We start from the raw sequence: 19,698 nt of genomic DNA on the forward strand, positions 1-19,698 counted from the left end.
GTCATCGGACTGGAACTGCGCAGCCGCAACATGGAGACCCAGACAACCGAAGCCCGCATCGCTGTCAAAGCCCTCAACCGCATGACCCGTCTAGGTCGTGCGACCTATGAACGTGTCGCATAACGAACCGGGGAAAGGGGCAAATGCGGCCCAAGCGCTATTCGTGCAACGCGGTCGGCCGGATGCGTCTTTTGATGAAACGATGGTCCTGTTCCACGATGTTGTTCAAGTATTTCCGTCTCACCATCTCAATCGGGATCGGGCAGCCAAAGCCTTTCAGCATTTTGTTGATCGCCTTGATACCAGCTGTGTTGGCGCCACTTTTGTCGATGACAATCTTGCGTGGAAGGCCGTTGATCTCCAGCATTCGAGCAAAGAATTTAGTGGCGGCAGGCCTGTTCCGACGGTGTGAAAGCATGAAATCGAGAGTTTTGCCGTGTTTGTCGACCGCTCGGTAGAGGTAAGCCCATGATCCCTTTACTTTAATATACGTTTCGTCCATTCGCCAGGAGCGGTCGCATGGGCCTTTGCGGCGGCGTGCTGTTTCAGCGATTGCGCAAGAGTACCGTGTCACCCAGCGGTTCAGCGTGGTGTGATCGACCGAAACACCGCGCTCTGCCATGATCTCTTCCAGATCGCGGTAGGAAACGCCGTATCGAACGTAGAAGAATACTGCGAATAAGATCACATCTTTCGGATACTGTGCACCTTTGAAGGAAATCATGAGCTGGCTTTCGACTTGATACGACCGACGAGTCATTCACTCGTTAATTCCGAAAGCGTCAATGGCCGAAAGTTTGCAACGGAACCGCTTCGAGCCGTCCCACCATGGGTTTTATCTCGGACAACAACGGCAGGCAGCCCTAAAAACAAACAAGGGATCTATCACGACCGGCCGCCAGAGCGGCGACCTTGACTGACGCCTTCCGGCACGGCCGCGCGCCAAGCAGAGGTGGCCTTGCAGCGGGAACAGATGCGTTCGCCAAAACCTTTGCTCCAGAAAGAGGATTTGCAGCGCAAGCAGAACCGTTCCTTGGGCGCATCTGCAAGCGCACGCTTTGGCGGGTCCGAGACGATGAATTCCTTCTTCTTTTGCATCAGTTCCTCGCGTTTCGTTGATTCAGGCATTCGCTACTTCAACTTCATTCGGGTATAGGCGAAGTGGACTGTTGGCATGGCATCCCTTCATTTTCGGCGTTCTGAACTTCAGAGCTGTCCTGCGAAAAAACTTGCGGGGTATCGTCTTTGGGACTTTGGTCAACGAGATCGATATTCTCCCGCGTTGTCCGCGATCCCGAGTAAAGATGCCGCAATTGGGCCTCGGATACCCCGTCGGCCTGCATCACAAGCTGCACCATTGGGTCTGCCAGCATTTCTTCCAGAAAAACATCAGACAGCTCTCTTCCTGAAAGCTTGTCCTTCGCGCGGGCATTGTCGAGATCAATCAATGAAACGGTTAGGCTCCGGGCTAATCCCGGATGGGAAATGCGTGGATGCAGGTGGACAACAACCGAGGCCTTCCAAGCTTCAGGGTCTTGGTGATCCGGAGGCGAGGCGAGTTCGGTCTCGATTTCATACTCGCCGGCGGGGAGCGTTTCTGCAAAACCGGGCACTGTGAATGGCCAGTCGAAAACTGCGATGGTCTTGCTGAATTGGTCATCCATTGCGGTGGTCCTTTCGATTAAGGGCCAGGTAGGGCTCGCCAGCCCGCTCCGGCGCGACTCCCGGGGTTTTTCGAGATTGGCTGAACCGGCCTTTGCCGCCATGATTGTCGGTTTCCTTATTCGACGGTTCAGCAGGACGGCAGACCTAATAGCCAGGTCATTGAAAGACTTGATCCCAATCGATTTCGGATTTTCCACTGAGACCTCGGTGCGTCGGTCAGACCCGAAAATTCGCACGTAGCCTATCAGTATATGGGGTTTGAAGGGCCGATTTACTACGGCGCGTTGCCAAGCAAATCAGCACATGACGCTCGGTATCGGACCGCGGAGCGCTAGTTGAGAAGTTACAACAACTTCAAATTTAGGCAGGCTTCGCTATCCCCGTTAGTTTTGGCAAGTTTTCCTTGCATAGTCGAGTTCTCGCGACATCCGGCGCGTTTATTGCCCCCATAAGAGCGTTGTAGTTCATGCCTATTTTCATTTCTCGTCTGACGGGCCCGGTGAGTTTGGCTGAGCCGGTGTGATCGCTTGTTGCGCCGCGGTAGATTGTACCTGAGGGAAATTTCAGACTGCTTCCATCGGTATCCCGCTTTCTAACATCAAGGGTCGAACAGGTTCCATGGTCGCTTTCCAGTTGAAATCTAAACATCCCACTGACCGTAGCAAACCAGTGTGAATTGACGAGGGCGGCCTTGACGCAATCATATTAAGATGCATCAAGGTTCAGCTCTTCTATGCACGCTTTGGCGAGATCGCGGTTCGGAGAATCGGAACCAGGCATGGTTGCCCAACCCGCATCCATCACGCGTCGCGTCGCTTGTACGACGTGGCTGCCTGGATCGTCGCGAGCTTTGCTAAACGCTGATTATCCGTGCGGGACATGTCGTGGCAAATTGGCACGAGCGCCGCGATCACCTGGTCCCGCGCCATTTCGCTTGCCAACTTGTTCGCGCTTCCGCCAGTCATCCAGCCGCCCCAAGAAAATCCAACGACGCCGACAAACACCGCGCCGAGCAGCGCGCCATACATACCAGGTTTCAGCCATTCAGGATTGGTCATATCAAGTCCTCCAGCGGAGAAAGCGCCGCTTCGCTATGTTGAATTGTTTCACAACGGGCCTAGTCGCAGGCAATGGCGTGCTCCAGATCCTTTTGTGTTGTCATGTGCATCGTTGTTTGACCGGCATGACTCCCTCGACCCCTGACCATCAGGTAGGTCGCGGTGCGTCGGTAAGCCTCAAAGCTGACGCCTTGCAGCAACTCCTCCTCGAAGAGAATTTCATACGCACCAGCCGGAAACACGATGTCGCTGTTTCCCAACCTGAAGGCATTGGTGAACGTCACCTTTGACCTGATCGAACGCGTGAGCATCCCATACCTCCGTTGAATTGATCGCTGGATTTCCGGTACCGACCATGGTCGGCCGCATCAGTCCAGATGCCCCGTCAAGTCACAGCACTTAGGGCTATATTATTCCCAACTCACGGGCTTTATGCTGATCGAAGTTAGTACCCATCAGGTTCTTTACTGTCAGGATGTGTGCAACAGCCTCACTCCCGACAATCGGGGCTAGAAGGTGGCGCATCCAGGCAGATGCAAGTCTTTGCGCCTTGCAGCAATCAAGCAATATTGAATGCGGTATCCAACGCGTTGGTCGGTATCTTTGTCCCAACGATTTTTGTCGAGCGCCGCTCCCCCAGCCCGAAAGGAAAAATCATGTCTGTATCAGATGTTCTTCGCCCGGATGGCTCCGACTACGACCCTTTCCTGCTTGCAGAAGTGGGTGAAGACAATACCGGTGCAACAGTCACGGTTTTGTCAGCCCTTGCGCGTCTCGGGCTCGAGCCTTGGACCGAGGCTCGTGAGCTTACACTTCTGGGCCGAGATGCAGCGCATGCCCGGCTGAAAGCGCATCTTTCAACAGTCAGAGATGTACCCACGCTTGATCATGCGAGCGGCAGTGTGGCGACAAAGTTGGTGGCCTTGTTACCTAAGCGCGTGTCGCATCGCGTTTCGAAATTGCCTGAGACAATAAAGTATACCGGCCCCCGGATCCCGATCTATTGGATGCTGATTTCACTCATGGGCGCTCTGATACTTGCGCGGATCTTTTATCTGGCTCAAGCGGGCTAACCTGCGTCAGTACGAAGGCGCTCTCAAACCTGTTAGGTGACATGTGTCAGCTGTGTATTTGGTTGGCATTTTTTTGAGTACCTGAGGAGCGCGGGGAACATGGAACTCCCCAAAAGAGCTGTATGAGTCTCGTGCTTCTTATTCTCGGACCGTCCAGGAAAGGACATTCCAATGAATGATGAAGACCAAAGTCAGGAAAACCACACCGTCAAGCACATGGCCTCCGTCAAGGCCGCTTGGGACAAAGCACCTGATGGGCCCAAAAAGGCGACGGCAATGAAACACTATCAGGCCGCTGAAAGTGCCCACGAAGCAGAAAATGACGAAGAGGCTCACAAGGAACTCAAGGAAGCCAGTCGGGCGCTGATGTAACGTCACGCGTTGGAGATGTAAGCAGGATCGTCCAAAACCAGATTGTAAGACCCAATCAGGCCAGAAGCGGCCGCTTCTGATCCAGATACGCTGGATCGAAATCCGCCAGTTTAACCAGACCCTCATAGTTATTGAACGTCACAAACCCATCCCGAAATGTAACCAACTCGTCCTCCCTGAGTTTGCGCAGGACGCGGTTGACGTGAATGGCACTCAATCCCAGTGCATCGGCAAGATGGTACTGTGTGAGCGGGCAGTCATAGCCTTTCTTGCTGCCCATCCCCACAAGCGACAGCCTGACTCCAAGTTCCAGTAGGAAATGTGCCATGCGCGCATCCGCATCACGCCGCCCAAGCCCGACAAGATGTTCGACAACCATCGCTTCGTCGCGTGACACGGCCCATAAAATTGCAGTGGCAAGCCGAGGTGTCTCTGCGAAGGCTTGCAAAAGATCGCTCACCAGAACCTCGGCGGCTTCGATATTAACAATCGGCTCAATGCCATGGTCTGAAGTGTGCAACAAAACGCTGCGCAGCCCAAGGAAATCCCCTGGAATCTGGAAATCGACGATTTGGCGTGATCCGTCAGGCTGAATCTTATATGAAACAACCCAGCCTGCGGCGAGGATATAGGCAGCCTGTTCCGATTGTCCCTGATGAACAAGATCTCGGCCAGCCTCAAAGGTTCTCCTCCGCTGGTGCAATTGTTCCAGAACGGCCAGTTCCGCCTCGGCCAAGGCAACAAATGCCGAGAGTTTCTGTGTTAGCGGGCTGGTGTTGGTGTTCATCGTTGGATTTCCCCGAGCCTGCAAAGACTCTACGAAGAATTTGGTATTGAGGCTACTTTCGATCAGTCCAAAATACCAAAACTCATGTGACAATAGAAAAACCATCACCACCTCGCCTGGTCACGACTCCAATGACTTTTAAAGGAATGACCCCAATGTCAGACCACCAAGATCCCGCAGGCATGGCTGCACTCTCGATCTGCGAGGCTCTTCTACTTGCCTTAAACGATCTCAATCTTCTTCACGAACGTGAGATCGTCGGGGTTTTGCGCGATGCTGCCGTGACTCACGAGTGTGCCAATGGTTCGGAATTAGAGCTAGAAACCCATTCGGCAGTCGCCAAATTGATCAACGAGATTATTATCAGCGGTAACTTCTCGCTCCAATCTTAGATCACGCGGCCGAAAGTTTGCAACGGAACCTTCAGCAGTTATGCAAGCACTGGTCCTACAAGGGGCAAGTAGAATTTGATGTAACTGTAGGGAAAGTTTCATTTGAAAACGGGTGCGCGGTCGCGATGAAAGCGACGGACGAGGGGCTGGACATAGTTGCTTCAGTCGGCCCACGTGGTGACTTGAACTCGTGGAAAGTTGTCATAGAAGACCACCTGAAACGCTTTGCATTTCGCGAAGAGTTCACGGTTGATTGGAATGCATAACGCTGGAATGCAGGGGCAACCGAGCGACCTCCTGACATTCGGACACCGCCGCAGGCTACGATTTGTAGTCTGCGGATATTCGACAAGACCCTGCACCGGATTCTGACTCGGGTAAGACAAGCCGCAACTGAGGATTTTCCAAACCTAAAGCGGCATCATCCTCGACAAACGTCCTGACAGCGGAAACAGACAGGCTTGCAACGAGTGGTAGATGTCCGGCTTGCCGTCAAAAATAGATGTCACTACAGCCCCTGCCCCATCCACTGCTGGAAACCAGCCGCCATGTCGATGATCCACAAATGTTTCACTCGCATAGGTCCAGAGCTTTCTGTACCACTCCTCGTCTTCTGGCCTTCTGTCTAGCGCGATCAGAGCGGCAACCGCCCCAATGGCTTCGGTGATGGGCCACCAGAACCGCGAAGCATTGGCAACGCGACCATCAAAATCAAGAGTATAGGCCAACCCGCCGCCAGGCAGCCACGCATCTTTCAAAGCCTGCGCAATCAAGCGGCGCGCCGTGTTCGGGGCATTAGGGCTCGTTCGGCCTGACAAATCCCAATGCTGAAGCTGAAGCCGACCCAATTCGAACGAATGCCCCGGCGTTGTTCCGTAAGGTCTGAACATCGGTTCACCCGCATAATCCCGGTTGATCTGCCAATCAGACGAATAGTGTTCGGGAAGCCGCCAGTTTTCACCGGGTGCAATTTTGCCAATGAAAAAGTCCAGAATGCGACCGGCGCGGGACAGGTAGATTTCGTCTCCTGTAGCTTCAAAGGCGGCCAGCATCGCCTCAACGCCGTGCATATTCGCATTCATTCCGCGATATGTGGAAAACGGCGTCCAATCCCTGTTCCATTCATCGCGAAAAAGGCCTGCTTCTTCGTCCCAGAAGTGTTTTTCCAGAACACTTTGGACATCTGTCATTAGCTTGTCTGCATCCGGGTGACCCGCCAGTTTCGCACTTGCCGAGGCAAGAAGGACAAAGACGTGCCCATAGGCAAGCTTGCGGTCATCCTTGATCTGATCCCCATCCAACGCCCAGAGATATCCGCCGTGGTCGCGATCTCGGTGATGGCTATCGAGATATGTCATGCCGTGATCAATGATCCGTTCAGCACCTTGAAAACCGGACAGAAGTCCTAATGCATAAGAATGAACCAACCGGGTCGTCGTGTGCAGCTCCTGCGGCTTGCCGGGCAACGGGCGGCCATCGTGACCAAGTGTATAGAACCCGGGCTCATCCCGGCAGCTCGCGCTGAAGAACGTAAGTTGCCGCATGGCCTGATTCATCAACCAATCGCGATGTTTTGACGTTTCAACCCAAAACCCTGCTTCGGACTGCGACCCCGGCAGCAATAACTGGTTATCGTTCATCTAAAGATCCCGCGCATGGAGTTCTGTCGTGTGCGACGAAGCCCGTTCTTCCAAATTATCCACCATCTCAGCAAGCCCGTCTCAACGCTGTACCATCCGAAGCAAACAGATGTGCATTCTGTGCTTGAATGCGCAAACCGAAGCGATCCCCGGATTTCACCGGGATATTGCCATGCTTGCGCACCATCATGGGGCCGATCCCCTCGGCATTGACGTAGATGTTCGTGTCCGACCCCAGATGTTCCACAACATCCGCCACGGCCGACAGGTCACCGGTGCCGTTGTCCACAACATCGATATGTTCCGGCCTTACACCCAGTTCTTTCGCCTGAGCGGTAAGGGGTTGATCGAGTATCCTGATTTCAACCCCATTCCCGACATTCACACCTGTTTCGGTTCCCAATACAGGCACAACATTCATGGTGGGTGAGCCGATAAACTGGGCAACAAATTTGTTGGCCGGCCTTTCATAAAGCTCGAGCGGGCTGCCGACTTGCTGGATATCCCCTGCGTTGAGAACAACGATCCGATCTGCCAGCGTCAACGCTTCGACCTGATCATGGGTCACATAGATCATGGTCGCACCTAGTTTTTGATGAAGCCGCGCTATCTCCAGCCGCATCTCGACACGCAGAGCCGCGTCAAGGTTTGACAATGGCTCGTCAAACAGAAATGCGCGTGGGTCTCGGATGATGGCCCGCCCCATGGCAACCCGCTGACGTTGACCTCCTGAAAGGGCCTTGGGCAAGCGATCCGTCAATTTGGTCAACCCCAGCGTCTCTGCCGCCTGGGCGACCTTTGATATGCGTTCAGCCACCGGAGCTTTGCGGATTTCCATTGAGAAGCCCATGTTCCGAGCGACATCCATATGCGGATAGAGAGCGTAGGACTGGAACACCATCGCGATGTCCCGATCCCTTGGCCTCACATCATTCATGCGCTCGCCATCGATCAGAAAGTCGCCGCTTGATATCGGTTCAAGACCAGCAACCATACGCAGCAAAGTGGACTTGCCGCAGCCTGATGGGCCGACCAGAACGATGAACTCACCATCCTGAATCTCAAGGTTGATGTTGCGCAGAACCTCGACGGATCCATAGCGTTTTGCAACGTCACGAAGTTCGATACGTGCCATGATTTGGCCTCCTATCCTTTGACCGCGCCGGACGTGAGGCCCTGCACGAGATAGCGTTGAATGAAGATGAAGAAGAGGCAACTTGGGATCAGTGCCAGCACGCCGGCTGCCATCATTTGCCCCCAATCGACCGAGAATTTGGAAACAAATGTCAACAAGCCAACCGGGAATGTCATCGCGTCGTTCTTTGAAATCAGCATCAACGCAAACAACAGCTCGGACCATGCGGCAGTAAAGACAAATCCAAGCGTCGCCCCGAGACCGGGCAATGTCAGCGGGAACACCACTTTGCGCAGCGCCTGAAACCGTGTACAGCCATCCATCATCGCCGCGTCTTCAAGATCTTTGGGAATGCCGTCAAAGAATGACTGCATCAGGAATGTTGCAAAGGGGATGTTGAACGCGGTGTAGACAACAATCAGGCTTGTCAGCGAATTCAGCAGCCCCAGGTCCGCGATGATCTTGTAGATGGGTGCGATGATCATCAGCAGCGGGAACATCTGGGTGACCAGCATCAAGGCAATGATGATCCGTTTGCTCGCGAAAACAAAGCGAGAAAAGGCATAACCCGCCCCAGCCGCGAACAATGTCGTAAAGAACGCCGCCCCCAGCGACACCACAAGAGAGTTCCGGAAATAGGCCACAAAATCGGTCTGAAAAATGACTGTTTTGAAGTTTGAAAAGGTCACTTCGCTTGGAAACAGGCGCGTTCCCTCTGAAAAGATCAGCGCGTCCGGGGTCAACCCGATCTTGAGCAACCAATAAAGCGGGAACAACGCAAAGATCAGATAGAACGCAAGTGCTGCGTATTTACCCAAAACCAGCAGCGGGTTGGGTTTCCTGACAGCTGACATGGTCATCTCCTCAAATCTTGACCAGCTTCTTGCGAAGCCAGAGCAGGATAACGGCGTAAATCAGAAGGATCACCAGCAGCGCCACAGCAATGGTTGACGCGTAGCCGAAGTCCAATTTTCGAAAAGCTGTGGTGAAGATGTAAGTCGACAGGATTTGGGTCGAATTGGCAGGCCCGCCGCCGGTCATCACGTAAATCAGGTCGGCGAAATTGGCGATCCAGATCGTCCGCAGCATCACGGTGATCGCGATCATCGGAGCAAGGAACGGCAAGGTGATCTTGGTGAAGGTCTGCCATGGGGTCGCGCCATCGACTTCTGCAGCCTCATAAAGCTCACCGGGTATCGATTGCAAAGCCGCCAACAGCGTGATCGCAAAGAAAGGAACGCCGAACCAGATATTTGCAGTGATCGGGCCCCATATGGCAAGCTCGGGATCGCCAAGGATATTGTAGGGCTCTGACAGAATGCCAAGGGCGGCCAGCCAATGCGGTAGCGGGCCGATGACAGGGTTAAAAAGCCACGCCCATGTCAGCGCAGAAAGGAAGGTCGGGACAGCCCAGGGTAGGAAAACAAGCGCCTGAAAAAGTTTCTTTCCATAGAACTGCGTATTCAAAAGCATGGCAAGACCAAGGCCAAGCAGAAACTGGAATGTTATCGACCAAAAGGTCCAAAACAGCGTGTTCTCCATCGCGATCCAGAACTTGCGGTCTCCCCACAGATCAACGTAGTTTTCAAACCCGATCCAGCCAGAAGCAAAAGGCTTCAACAGCTCAATGGATTGGAACGAATATGAGATTCCGATGATTAGCGGAACCATGATCACCGCACCGATCAGAAGAATAGCGGGTGACAAATAGAAAAACGGCTCGACCATGTATTGTAGGTAGAGCGAGCGTCGTGCCCGGGTTTCCCCGGGCCTGACAGTTTTCTGAGTGCGCGAAATCACTGTCTTGCCTTCCACTTGGCGTGTTCGTCAGTGAGGAACTCAGCCCACTCATCCGCGACGTCCTGCGCGCTGCGCTGCCCCAACAGGGCTTCCTGACTGGTTTCCAGCAGAAGCGTGCTGCCAAAATAGCCCCACTGTTCCAGGTTGGTTGGCATTGTTGTTGGCACATATTGCTCGCCGTTCAGTTCTTCGAACCAGCCTTTGAATTGCTCGGTCTGGAAATGAGGATCCTGATCGGCACCTTTGTGGATCGGAATGACACCAACACGCTTTGCCCACGCGGCATTGGCTTCGGGCGTCGACAAGGCCGCAACCAGATCAAAGGCTTCGTCCTCGTGTTCTGTCGCGCTGAAAATCGACCAACCTGCGAACCCAATGGTCGGGAAAGCTTTGCCCGAAGGTCCGACAGGCATCGGAATGACCGCAAAATCTTCGGCAGGCATCCGCTCGGCAATAGCGATCAGTGCGTCCGGATCCTGATCGAGGAATGCACATGTACCGGAATAGAAACCGGCCACGATCTCGTTAAAGCCCCAACTGACGGCGTCCTTGGGCGCATATCCGTTCTGATACATGTCGATCATGAACTGGATACCTTCGACCGAGCCGGGCTCGTTGATGCGGCTGACACCGTCTTCTGTGAAGAACTCGTTGGTGCCGTTCATGGCTGCGGCGAACATGATCCAGCCATTTGTTCCACCGGGACCACCGCGCAAACAGTACCCATACTTGCCCTCAAGCTCGGACACTGCGGCAGAGGCAGCCTTGAACTCCTCCATCGTTGTCGGGGGAGTGTCGATACCCGCTTCGGCCAGCAGTTTCTTGTTGTAGAACATCGCCCGCAGATAGAATCCGTACGGGATCATATAGAGATCACCCGCCTGGCTGCCCATAGCGACTGTCTTGTCAGTCAGCGAAGCCCCGTGTTCCCATCCGGCGACATGATCCTTGAGACTGACCAGCTGATCGGACCCAGCATAAAGAGCCTGCCAGGTATCGGGCATTTCCACCACATCAGGGATGTCGCCACCTGCCACCATTGTTGCCAGCTTTTCGAACGCGTTACCCCAAGGTAGCGATACAATTTCGACAGTGACGTCGGGATTATTGGCTTCAAATTCATCCACCAGTCCCTGAAGCACCTCTGTACGCTCAGGGCTTGTAATAACCTCGACCAGTTTCAGTGTGGTCTCGGCGTAAGATGCCGATCCCATGAGCACGGCCGCAGCCGTCATTCCAGTTAGTAGTTTCTTCATGTTTTCCTCCTGTTGATTTTATTGAGCGAACGGTTCTAAGCCGTGCTTTCGGCGAGCGCCGAAGAAAAATCGGCCCATAGATCTTCTGCCGACTCGAGCCCCAGACTCAGGCGCACTAGATTGGGTGAGACCCCAAATTTCTGCATTGAGTTTTGTTCACCGGCCTGAGCAAGCCCGACGCGCGCAGGCAGGATCAGACTTTCGAAGCCACCCCAGCTCACACCGAGGCGGAAAAGGTTCAAGGCATCAGAAAGTTTGGCGATGTCGACACTGTCATCAAACTCAACCGACATAAGTCCGGACCGCCCCGTCAGCCCGGGCACGTCGTTGGCGCCTGGTGAGTTGACCTGCCTGACCTGCGGAACAGTGGCTAGGCGATCAACAAACATGTTGGCCGTCGCTTGATGCTGCATCATGCGTGCGTTCAGCGTGCGCAGGCCGCGCGTCAGCAGGAAGGCCTCAAAAGGTGCCAGTTTGGCCCCAAGCAAAGGAAGTGTCAGATCACGGATGCGGGCGATATGGTCCCGGGAGGCAACCACCACGCCCGCAACCGTGTCCGAGTGCCCCGAAATGTACTTCGAGGCCGAGTGGATGACGATGTCGATGCCCAGTGCGAGGGGGCGTTGGAACACCGGGCTTGCCCATGAATTATCGATTATCGTCAACACATTGTGGCGTCTGGCATGCTCTGCGACACGACGTAGATCCATCGCCTCAAAAACAATCGATCCGGGGCTCTCCAGATAGGCCACCGTTACATCGGCAAGCAGATCGGGGTCGTTCTCGAAACGCTCCGGCGCATGGTAGTCGATATGCACCCCGAACGGGCGCAGGATGCGCTCCATAAACCGGAATGAATCCGGATAGACGTGTTCGACGCAGGCAATCCGGTCACCGGGTTTGACAAATGCCAGCAGCGTTGAGGAAATGGCCGCCATCCCGGAAGCAAATGCAACGGCAGCCTGACCTTGTTCGGCTTCAGCCATGAGCGTTTCAAACGCGGCGACGGTCGGGTTTTCCACGCGCGTGTAGATGGCTGTTTCTGATCTTCCGGCCATCCGGTCTTCAAAACTCTGATAATTGTCAAAGGTGAATAGTGACGTTTGAACAATAGGAGGCGTGACCGAACCTGCCTCTTCCGGGAAGATAGTTGCAAGACGCGTTGCAAGGTCTCTGTAATCAGACATTCTGACTTTCCATGATTTCTAGGACTTCTGCTTCGACCATGTCCATGATCTCGCCGATAATACGCGCGGCTTCATCTGCACGGCCTGCGACAACTGCTTCAGCCAGCTGCGCATGTATTGGAATTGAGGCTTGACCCAAGTGTGGTTGGCCGAATGGGGTGTCATATACTTCGTGAAATGCTTTCTGAATTTGCCGTATCAACTGCCCGAAAAGTGGGTTTCCGCACGCTTCATGCAGTGCCGCGTGAAACCGGTAGTCGGCCGGTCGCCAATCCTCACCCGCAGAATGAACAGCTATGAGCTCGGCAACGCGGGCCGAAATCAAAAGCCGCTGCGCGTCTGAGCAATTCAATGCAGCCAACCTTGCAGCCTCGATTTCCAGTGGCCGGCGCACGGCGTGTGTCCGCAAAAGGCTTTCGGCTTCGAGCTTCAGCGTGAGTGGGAGATGGATCGTGTTGGCAGATACCTCGGCTGCCAAACGCGTCCCGGCTTTCTTGTTCCGCACAACGATGCCCATGTTCTGCCAACTTGTCAGGGCCTCGCGAACCTTCGCCCGTCCGATTCCAAGCTGATTTGCAATTTTGATCTCTGGCGGCAGGCGATCGCCTACTTTCAAACCTTCCGCTTCGATCATTCCAGAGAGAGCTTCCAGAACGTCCCGGCCACTGCTGCCAGCTGGTAGCACCTTCAAGGTGTTGCCGACACTCTCAGCTTTTTCCTTTGGGGGCGTTCTTTTGGCCACGTGCGACTTCTCCGATTCGTGTTTCATTCACTTCTACATTTAATGTAGGACAAAATAAACAATAATGTCCGACAATATAACAACACTTGCCATCCCTACAGATAAAGTCGAAAAAATTTGGTCTCGGTCATTTCGCGGCCGGATCGATACAGCCTTCCTCGCCTGCGGCTTGTTGGCGGGTTGTGGTCTTTGCGTGACCGTCTTTCTTGCTGTATTCCGCCCGAATTGCCGTTATCCTGAAGCGCCCGCCTAACGGTGCCCATAATCGCCGTTAGGTTTTTTTGTCAGCTACGGCTGAATAGTGCTTCTTTACGCCAAGGACCCGCGGTTTCTTGCCCAAAAAAAGATGTGCAAACTTGGCAAGGCTGATCTAACTTTTTAAGTGCGGGGTCGCATCTCCGAATAATATGGATTTAAAACATTGAAACCTGAACACCGCGTATCCGCGGCCCCCCGAAATGAACTGCGCAATGTGCGCAATCAGGGGATCGCGTTCCTTGCTTTGGCGTTCTTGTTCAGCATTTTTGTGAACCTGCTTATGCTGACGGGCCCATTGTTTATGTTGCAGGTGTATGACCGGGTATTGGGCTCGCGTGCGGTGGAAACACTGACAGCGTTGTTTTTGTTGGTGGCGTTGCTTTATGCGCTGATGGCGATGCTGGATTTTGCCCGCGGACGCATCGTTGCCCGGTTCGGCGCACGGTTCCAGTCACAGTTGGATGAGCGCGTCTTCGAAGCAACGCTGCGGCGTTCACTTATGCCGCAAATACGATCTGCCCCGGCGACGGCCTTGCGTGATCTGGAATCCATTCGAAACCTGTGTTCGTCCCCTGTTCTGCTGGCGGTGATGGATATTCCATGGACGCCTGTTTTTCTGAGCGCGATTTTCCTGTTTCATCCCCTGCTGGGTTGGCTGGCCGTGACAAGCGGTGTTCTACTTGTCGTGATTGCACTCCTCAATCAGGCGCTGACCAGCAGGAAAGTCGCCGAGGCACAATCTGCAGCAGCGCGGGCAAACGCCTTTGCGGAACATGCGAGACAAGCGGCAGAGGTTGTGCGCTCTCAAGGTATGCAGGCGGACGTGACAAAGCGGTGGTTGGACCAGCGTTCGAATGCCTTACGCCAAACCATTTCTGCCAGCGATTGGACAGGCAGTTTTACATCTCTGACCAAGTCGCTACGACTGTTTCTTCAATCTGCAATGCTTGCCTTGGGCGCGTGGCTGGTTCTGCAAAATGAAATGACACCGGGCGCGATGATTGCGGGCTCAATCCTTTTGGGTCGGGCCCTCGCCCCGGTCGAACAAGCGGTTGGCCAATGGGGCATGATCGAACGTGCGCGAACAGCCTGGACTTCCCTCAGCCGGTTTTTGGATCAGACCCCACCCGAAGAGCAGCGGATCCGCTTGCCCATCCCGAAGGCGCAGCTGGAAGCAAAATCGCTGACTGTCATTCCCCCTGGGGCAACAACGCCAACGTTGCGGAACGTCAATCTGAAACTGCAACCGGGCAAGGCGCTGGGTGTCATCGGCAAAAGCGGGTCGGGAAAGACGACACTGGCCAAGGCGTTGCTGGGGCTTTGGAATCCGGCAGCCGGGGAAATTCGGCTGGGTGGTGCCACTCTGGATCAATATGACTCCAACGATTTGGGCAGCCATATCGGATATTTGCCGCAGCAGGTTACCCTATTTAACGGAACGGTGGCCGAGAACATCGCCCGGATGTCGGAGAACCCGGATTCCGAAGCGGTGGTGGCCGCGGCCAAAAAAGCCAATGCACACGACCTGATCCTGTCTTTGGAGAAAGGTTATGGCACCTTCCTTGAAGGCAATGACAGTCAGTTGTCAGGTGGACAGAAACAGCGCATCGCTCTGGCCCGCGCCCTCTATGGCGACCCTGTTCTGCTTATTCTGGACGAACCAAACTCGGCACTGGACGCGGATGGCACCGAAGCCTTGAACGCGGCCGTGAGGGGGCTCAAGGCGGCAGGCAAAGCCGCCATCATCATGACACACCGTCCGCAGGCCATTTCGGAATGTGACGATCTGGCCGTTGTCGAAAAAGGACAAGTGGTCAGGTTCGGTAGTCGTGACGAGGTTCTCGGCGCAATGGTGCAGAATGCGGGCGCGATTAAGCGCAAGCTTAGCCCCGTAGGTGAATAATGGCAAAAAACACGACCAAGAAGCAGGCGCAGGCCTGGAGTATGAGAATCCCCGCCCTGGTAGGATTCGCCGCACTTGCCATTTTGGTCGGCGGATTGGGTCTTTGGGCAGTGAAGACACGCCTAGCTGGTGCGATCGTATCCTCAGGCGTGATCGAGGTACAAAGCAACCGTCAGGTGGTCGAACACCCTGATGGCGGCGTTGTTGGCGAAATCTTTGTACGCGATGGTGATGTGGTAGCCTCGGGCGAGATGTTGCTGAGACTGGATGATACTTTCCTATCGTCCGAACAGACGATTGTGGAAGCGCAGCTTTTCGAACTTCTGGTCCGGCGTGCCCGGCTTCAGGCCGAACGCGACGGGCTTTCGTCGCAAGAGCTGTCGGCGCAGTTGCACGAGGTACAGGAGGAATACAGCATTGATCCCGACCTGATAGTAGGGCAACAAAACTTGTTCGACGCGCGGGTGGAAACAATGTCCAAGCAGCACGAACAACTGAAAAAGCAGTTGGTTCAGATCGAAAGTGAGATCGAAGGCACACAAGCCCAACTCGTTTCCCTGCGCCGTCAGGTTGAATTGATCGAGGATGAGCTGGAAGACCAACAAAGCCTGTTGAAACGTGGATTGACGCAAACCAGTCGCGTGCTGGCCCTGCAACGGGAAGAAGCCAGCCTGACAGGTGAAATAGGTCGACTGGAAGCCGCTGTCGCCCGCCTCAAAGGGCAGATCGCATCAACCGAGATCCAGATCGTTGAACTGACTGCAACCCGCCGGGAGGAGGCGATTACCACTTTGCGAGACGTACAGGCGCAAATTGCTGAACTATCGGAACGCCGACTGTCCCTGTCCGAGCGGATGGCACGTTTGGACATCCGCGCACCTGTCAACGGAACCGTTTACGGCAGTCAGGTCTTTGCCCTGCAGTCGGTGATTCAGCCGGGCGAACCCATGATGTATGTGGTCCCACAGGATACGCCATTGCTGGTCGCCGCGCGTGTGGACGCAATCCATGTGGATCAGCTGCACGTGGGTCAACCCGTCGCCCTGCGATTTCCAGCCTTCAATCAGCGCGAAACACCTGAATTGGACGGGCAGGTCAAAAACGTATCTGCCGACACTTTCACGGATGAACAGTCCGGCTTCACTTTCTACCGCGCCGAGGTGATTATGAATGATGGTGAAATGGACCGTCTCAACGGTCAGGAGCTTTTGCCGGGTATGCCTGTTGAGACACTGATCAAAACCGATGAGCGCACTCCGTTGTCCTATCTTGTCAAGCCGATGGCCGATTACTTCAATCGTGCATTTAGGGAATAACGGCAGGGCTATCTCTGGATTACCGCGCTTTCCCATTCGGCCAGAAACCGGCGGCGTTTTAATCTGTCCAAAAACGTCATCAACGCTGGATCCAGCCCGATCGTTTCACGTTCTTCGTCCGTGTCATAAGGCGCCAAAGGCGGGAGGGTATGGCTGCCACCTGCCCGGCTGGATTGACTGGATACAAGGTGACGGACAAATGACGCGGCAAATTCAGGTACGGGTGTACCTTCAAGTACCATCGCCGTGCGCATCATGGTCGTCTGAAAATCCGACGGCAGTATAACCTCAAGCGTATCCTTGTGCCCGGCGCGCGCATCCGCGTAGCTGCCAAGTACATTGTAGGCGACGGCGATCTCGCCTTTGACAAGGTCGTCAATCATGTCGCCCGAACAGCAGTACAGACGCACATCCAAACCGCCCATGACTTCCATCAGACGCCAGAACGTTTCTGACGCACGGGCATCCTGCGTCGCAAACAGATACCCTAGACCGGACTGACGGATGTCATAAGTTCCCACCCGGCCTCGAAAACTGTCCGGTCGCATTCGAAGTGCTTCGATCAGTTGCTGTCGGGTCTCCGGGATAGGCGTGCCGGAAAAGGCGGCACGGTTGATCACGATGGTCGCGGGCTCGAACGTGAAGGCGAAAAGACTGCGATGCCACTGCGCCCAGGACGGCAGAGATATGTCATCGATCACGCGTCCATATCCGTCATTGGCCAGTTTCAGTTGCAGGTCCATAGCGCTGGAAATGACAATATCGAAATCTTCCGGTGCGGCACGCACGATCCGATCGATGTCGGCAGTACCCGTCACCATATACTCGACAGAAATGTCAGGGTTTTCCTTGATAAAACCGGAAATCATAGGCTCAAACAAAAACGTATCCGTGCTTGAGATGACCCGAATATGCGCCTCGTCCGCTTCGGCGTTGAATACTTGCCGATCCTCCCAGATTTGCGCCAGTGTGACAGCAGGAAACCAAAGGAAGACTAAAGCGATAATGTAACGCATGCGCCGCCTCCCTGCCTGTTGGACAAGTCAAGCGTTCCACCATGCGCTGTTGCAACGTCCCGCGCGATGGTCAGGCCCAGACCGGACCCGATAGTGCCACTTGCGTTCTTACCCCGTTCGAAACGGCGCGTGAGAGTGTCAATTTCGTTTATGGGGAACCCCGTGCCACGATCTTTTACCCGGATTTGAACCCGTGGTTCCGAAGTGACTTCGATGCGAACAGAACTGTCGGCCGGAGCATATTTCAGTGCATTGTCAATCATGTTGCGTACGGCGTTTTGAATGAGGATGGGGTCACCTGAATATATGACCTGTGGGTCGCCACAAAGCGACAGTGACAGGTCCTTCATCTCGGCAATTGGTGTTAGGCGCTGCACAAGGTCACGGACCAAGGCGTTCAGGTCTATGTCTTCCCGCTCAAGATGATCAGCCCGGAACGTGATCATTGCGTGATCCAACAGCTGACCAGCTGCACGTGAGCTTTCGTCAATGGCGCGCACCATCGAACGCAGCGCCTCGCGGTTTTCTTCTTTTTCAACCCTTTGCAAAGTGGCATCAGCATATGACCTGACAGTGGCAAGCGGGGTGCGAACGCGGTGAGCCGCTTCGGCGATAAAATCTTCTGACTGGCTCAGTGACTGATCAAGCCGACCCATCAATGAGTTCAGTGAAGCAACCAAAGGGGCCATTTCGCGGGGTACCGGCTTTTTGAACGGGCTCAAGTCCTGTGGGCCACGGCGGGTGACAGAGGTTGTCAACCTGTTCAACTGCCCGATGGTCGAGGACGTCGCCCAAAAGGAAAGAGCGGCGGCAAGGGCAAAGAACCCTACGCCCAGAATCGCCGCATTGCGCGAAATCTGGTCCAGAGTCTCCGCCAACGCATCTTGCGTTTGCCCCAGCGCGACCACGAGCTCGATTTGCTTATCCAATCCCACCAAAGTCCGGCTGGCGCTGACCTGACGAATGGTTTCACCGCGAATCTGGCTGAACCTGAAAAGCGACTTGCCGTCATGCGGTCCTATGGTCGGTGGAAGATCCTCGTATCCGGACAGAAACGACCCGTCCTGAAAGATAGAATAGAAGATTCTGTCGTCCGCAGGGGTGCTTAGCATCGCGAAGGCCGCATACGGGATATCGACCTCCAACACGCCTTCCCGCAAAGCGGCCGCATCGAGGATAGAGGCCACTGATGCGCCAAGTATGTTGTCTTGCCCCTGTAGCGCGACCTGCGCAGCATAGTTTCGTACTGCGACAAACAGCAGGAACGCAAGTATGGCCGCGCCACCGATCAGTGTCAGAACCAGCCTGTTCCGCAGTGATCCTGACACATTGGGATCAGGAGGCATGATCCAACCTGTATCCCAGCCCACGCAACGTGGTGATCTTTAGGTCCGAGGGTTCCAGATGCTTGCGCAAGCGGCCCACATAAACTTCGATCGCGTTATCAGAGACATCATCATCATAAGAAAACAGCCGGTCGGTTAGTTTTTGTTTCGAAAAAACCTGACCAGGTGCGCTAATGAACAATTCCAGCAGGCGCAGTTCACGGTTACGCAGCGACACGGTCTCGTCACCCACCGTCAGATGGCCTGCCAGAGGGTCGAATACGATGCCGCCGACTTCTATCGTTGTCTTCGTATTCCCGGATTTGCGACGCAGAACTGCGCGGCAGCGCGCTTCAAGCTCGGCGTGATCAAACGGTTTGGTGACATAGTCGTCAGCACCCAGATCAAGCGAGCCGATTCGATCCGAAACCTGACTGCGGGCCGTCAAAACGATCACCGGCGTGTCCAAATGGCTCGCGCGATGCCGCTTGAGAAAATCGCGACCGTCCCCATCCGGCAGCATGATATCCAGCAGGATCAGATCGTATTCCTGAGTTTCAACAAAGGCAGTTGCATCGCCTAATGTGGACGCGTTATCAACCACATGCCCGTCCAACCTCATGCGGGAACTGATCGCGTTTGCGAGGTCTAGATTGTCTTCGACAAGCAGAAATTTCATCGGGCTTTTATACTATTCTCGCGCGTGACAGGTTGATGTCAGGTTGGTGTGTTTTTGTTCTTCCCAATCTGAGCCGCCATGCGGCCCGTTGTCA

General features: G+C 54.6%; 21 protein-coding genes and 1 pseudogene. 6 read left to right on the forward strand and 16 right to left on the reverse strand.

The window, feature by feature from the left end:
- Positions 1–175: 175 nt before the first annotated feature.
- From ACR0ID_RS15430 to ACR0ID_RS15450, 5 genes and pseudogenes are all read right to left on the reverse strand, one after another.
- Positions 176–724 (reverse strand): annotated as a pseudogene (locus ACR0ID_RS15430) (IS6 family transposase); the annotation flags it as partial.
- 161 nt (positions 725–885) lie between these two features.
- On the reverse strand, positions 886–1,128 hold the full coding sequence (locus ACR0ID_RS15435; protein WP_480606755.1) for a hypothetical protein: 243 nt from the start codon (positions 1,126–1,128) through the stop codon (positions 886–888).
- Between the two features lie 14 nt (positions 1,129–1,142).
- On the reverse strand, positions 1,143–1,664 hold the full coding sequence (locus ACR0ID_RS15440) for a hypothetical protein (protein ID WP_480606758.1): 522 nt from the start codon (positions 1,662–1,664) through the stop codon (positions 1,143–1,145).
- An 801-nt stretch (positions 1,665–2,465) separates the two neighbouring features.
- Complete coding sequence (locus ACR0ID_RS15445) at positions 2,466–2,723, reverse strand: hypothetical protein (RefSeq protein ID WP_480606761.1); 258 nt, start codon at positions 2,721–2,723, stop codon at positions 2,466–2,468.
- Between the two features lie 59 nt (positions 2,724–2,782).
- A complete protein-coding gene (locus tag ACR0ID_RS15450; protein ID WP_480606764.1) occupies positions 2,783–3,034 on the reverse strand; it encodes a hypothetical protein in 252 nt (83 codons plus the stop codon).
- Positions 3,035–3,256: 222 nt separating this feature from the next.
- Between ACR0ID_RS15450 and ACR0ID_RS15455 the strand changes: the two genes are divergently transcribed.
- Together ACR0ID_RS15455 and ACR0ID_RS15460 are read left to right on the forward strand one after the other, a co-directional pair.
- Entirely contained in the window at positions 3,257–3,796 is a 540-nt protein-coding gene (locus tag ACR0ID_RS15455; protein WP_480606767.1) for a hypothetical protein, read from the forward strand.
- A 171-nt stretch (positions 3,797–3,967) separates the two neighbouring features.
- On the forward strand, positions 3,968–4,168 hold the full coding sequence (locus ACR0ID_RS15460) for a hypothetical protein (protein ID WP_480606770.1): 201 nt from the start codon (positions 3,968–3,970) through the stop codon (positions 4,166–4,168).
- A gap of 55 nt (positions 4,169–4,223) precedes the next feature.
- Here the strand turns inward: ACR0ID_RS15460 and ACR0ID_RS15465 are convergent, their stop codons facing one another.
- Complete coding sequence (locus ACR0ID_RS15465) at positions 4,224–4,955, reverse strand: Crp/Fnr family transcriptional regulator (RefSeq protein WP_480606773.1); 732 nt, start codon at positions 4,953–4,955, stop codon at positions 4,224–4,226.
- A 155-nt stretch (positions 4,956–5,110) separates the two neighbouring features.
- On the opposite strand from ACR0ID_RS15465, the gene ACR0ID_RS15470 reads away from it, so the two are divergent.
- Positions 5,111–5,347 (forward strand): hypothetical protein, encoded by a 237-nt coding sequence (locus ACR0ID_RS15470; RefSeq protein WP_480606776.1) that lies wholly within the window; start codon positions 5,111–5,113, stop codon positions 5,345–5,347.
- A gap of 17 nt (positions 5,348–5,364) precedes the next feature.
- Positions 5,365–5,613 carry a DUF2218 domain-containing protein gene (locus ACR0ID_RS15475; protein WP_480606778.1) on the forward strand — a complete coding sequence of 83 codons (249 nt, stop codon included), beginning with the start codon at positions 5,365–5,367 and terminating at the stop codon, positions 5,611–5,613.
- Positions 5,614–5,757: 144 nt separating this feature from the next.
- Here ACR0ID_RS15475 and ACR0ID_RS15480 read toward each other — a convergent pair whose 3' ends face one another.
- The 7 genes from ACR0ID_RS15480 to ACR0ID_RS15510 form a co-directional block, all read right to left on the reverse strand.
- A complete protein-coding gene (locus ACR0ID_RS15480; protein WP_480606781.1) occupies positions 5,758–6,987 on the reverse strand; it encodes an AGE family epimerase/isomerase in 1,230 nt (409 codons plus the stop codon).
- 67 nt (positions 6,988–7,054) lie between these two features.
- Complete coding sequence (locus tag ACR0ID_RS15485) at positions 7,055–8,122, reverse strand: ABC transporter ATP-binding protein (RefSeq protein WP_480606783.1); 1,068 nt, start codon at positions 8,120–8,122, stop codon at positions 7,055–7,057.
- Between the two features lie 11 nt (positions 8,123–8,133).
- Positions 8,134–8,976, reverse strand: coding sequence for a carbohydrate ABC transporter permease (locus tag ACR0ID_RS15490; protein WP_480606785.1), 843 nt, complete (start codon positions 8,974–8,976; stop codon positions 8,134–8,136).
- A gap of 10 nt (positions 8,977–8,986) precedes the next feature.
- The gene (locus ACR0ID_RS15495; RefSeq protein WP_480520556.1) at positions 8,987–9,937 is read right to left on the reverse strand and encodes a carbohydrate ABC transporter permease; all 951 of its coding nucleotides are present in this window, start codon (positions 9,935–9,937) and stop codon (positions 8,987–8,989) included.
- On the reverse strand, positions 9,919–11,178 hold the full coding sequence (locus ACR0ID_RS15500) for an ABC transporter substrate-binding protein (RefSeq protein WP_480555349.1): 1,260 nt from the start codon (positions 11,176–11,178) through the stop codon (positions 9,919–9,921). The genes ACR0ID_RS15495 and ACR0ID_RS15500 overlap by 19 nt, the downstream gene beginning before the upstream one ends.
- 35 nt (positions 11,179–11,213) lie before the next feature.
- Positions 11,214–12,365: an aminotransferase class I/II-fold pyridoxal phosphate-dependent enzyme gene (locus ACR0ID_RS15505; RefSeq protein ID WP_480606788.1), complete on the reverse strand. Its 1,152-nt coding sequence runs from the start codon at positions 12,363–12,365 to the stop codon at positions 11,214–11,216.
- Positions 12,358–13,134: a FadR/GntR family transcriptional regulator gene (locus ACR0ID_RS15510; protein ID WP_480606790.1), complete on the reverse strand. Its 777-nt coding sequence runs from the start codon at positions 13,132–13,134 to the stop codon at positions 12,358–12,360. The genes ACR0ID_RS15505 and ACR0ID_RS15510 overlap by 8 nt, the downstream gene beginning before the upstream one ends.
- 394 nt (positions 13,135–13,528) lie before the next feature.
- On the opposite strand from ACR0ID_RS15510, the gene ACR0ID_RS15515 reads away from it, so the two are divergent.
- Both ACR0ID_RS15515 and ACR0ID_RS15520 read left to right on the forward strand, forming a co-directional pair.
- Positions 13,529–15,268 carry a type I secretion system permease/ATPase gene (locus ACR0ID_RS15515; protein ID WP_480606792.1) on the forward strand — a complete coding sequence of 580 codons (1,740 nt, stop codon included), beginning with the start codon at positions 13,529–13,531 and terminating at the stop codon, positions 15,266–15,268.
- 41 nt (positions 15,269–15,309) lie between these two features.
- Positions 15,310–16,584, forward strand: coding sequence for an HlyD family type I secretion periplasmic adaptor subunit (locus ACR0ID_RS15520; protein WP_480606795.1), 1,275 nt, complete (start codon positions 15,310–15,312; stop codon positions 16,582–16,584).
- Between the two features lie 8 nt (positions 16,585–16,592).
- Here the strand turns inward: ACR0ID_RS15520 and ACR0ID_RS15525 are convergent, their stop codons facing one another.
- Genes ACR0ID_RS15525 through ACR0ID_RS15535 form a run of 3 tightly spaced genes read right to left on the reverse strand, consistent with a single transcriptional unit; the run spans position 16,593 to position 19,604 of the window.
- Positions 16,593–17,600, reverse strand: coding sequence for an ABC transporter substrate-binding protein (locus tag ACR0ID_RS15525; RefSeq protein WP_480606797.1), 1,008 nt, complete (start codon positions 17,598–17,600; stop codon positions 16,593–16,595).
- Positions 17,579–18,946 carry a sensor histidine kinase gene (locus ACR0ID_RS15530; RefSeq protein WP_480606799.1) on the reverse strand — a complete coding sequence of 456 codons (1,368 nt, stop codon included), beginning with the start codon at positions 18,944–18,946 and terminating at the stop codon, positions 17,579–17,581. Before ACR0ID_RS15530 ends, ACR0ID_RS15525 begins: the two co-directional genes overlap by 22 nt.
- Complete coding sequence (locus ACR0ID_RS15535; RefSeq protein ID WP_267366073.1) at positions 18,936–19,604, reverse strand: response regulator transcription factor; 669 nt, start codon at positions 19,602–19,604, stop codon at positions 18,936–18,938. Before ACR0ID_RS15535 ends, ACR0ID_RS15530 begins: the two co-directional genes overlap by 11 nt.
- Positions 19,605–19,698: the final 94 nt, after the last annotated feature.

It is taken from the genome of Ruegeria sp. AL2, assembly GCF_056540845.1.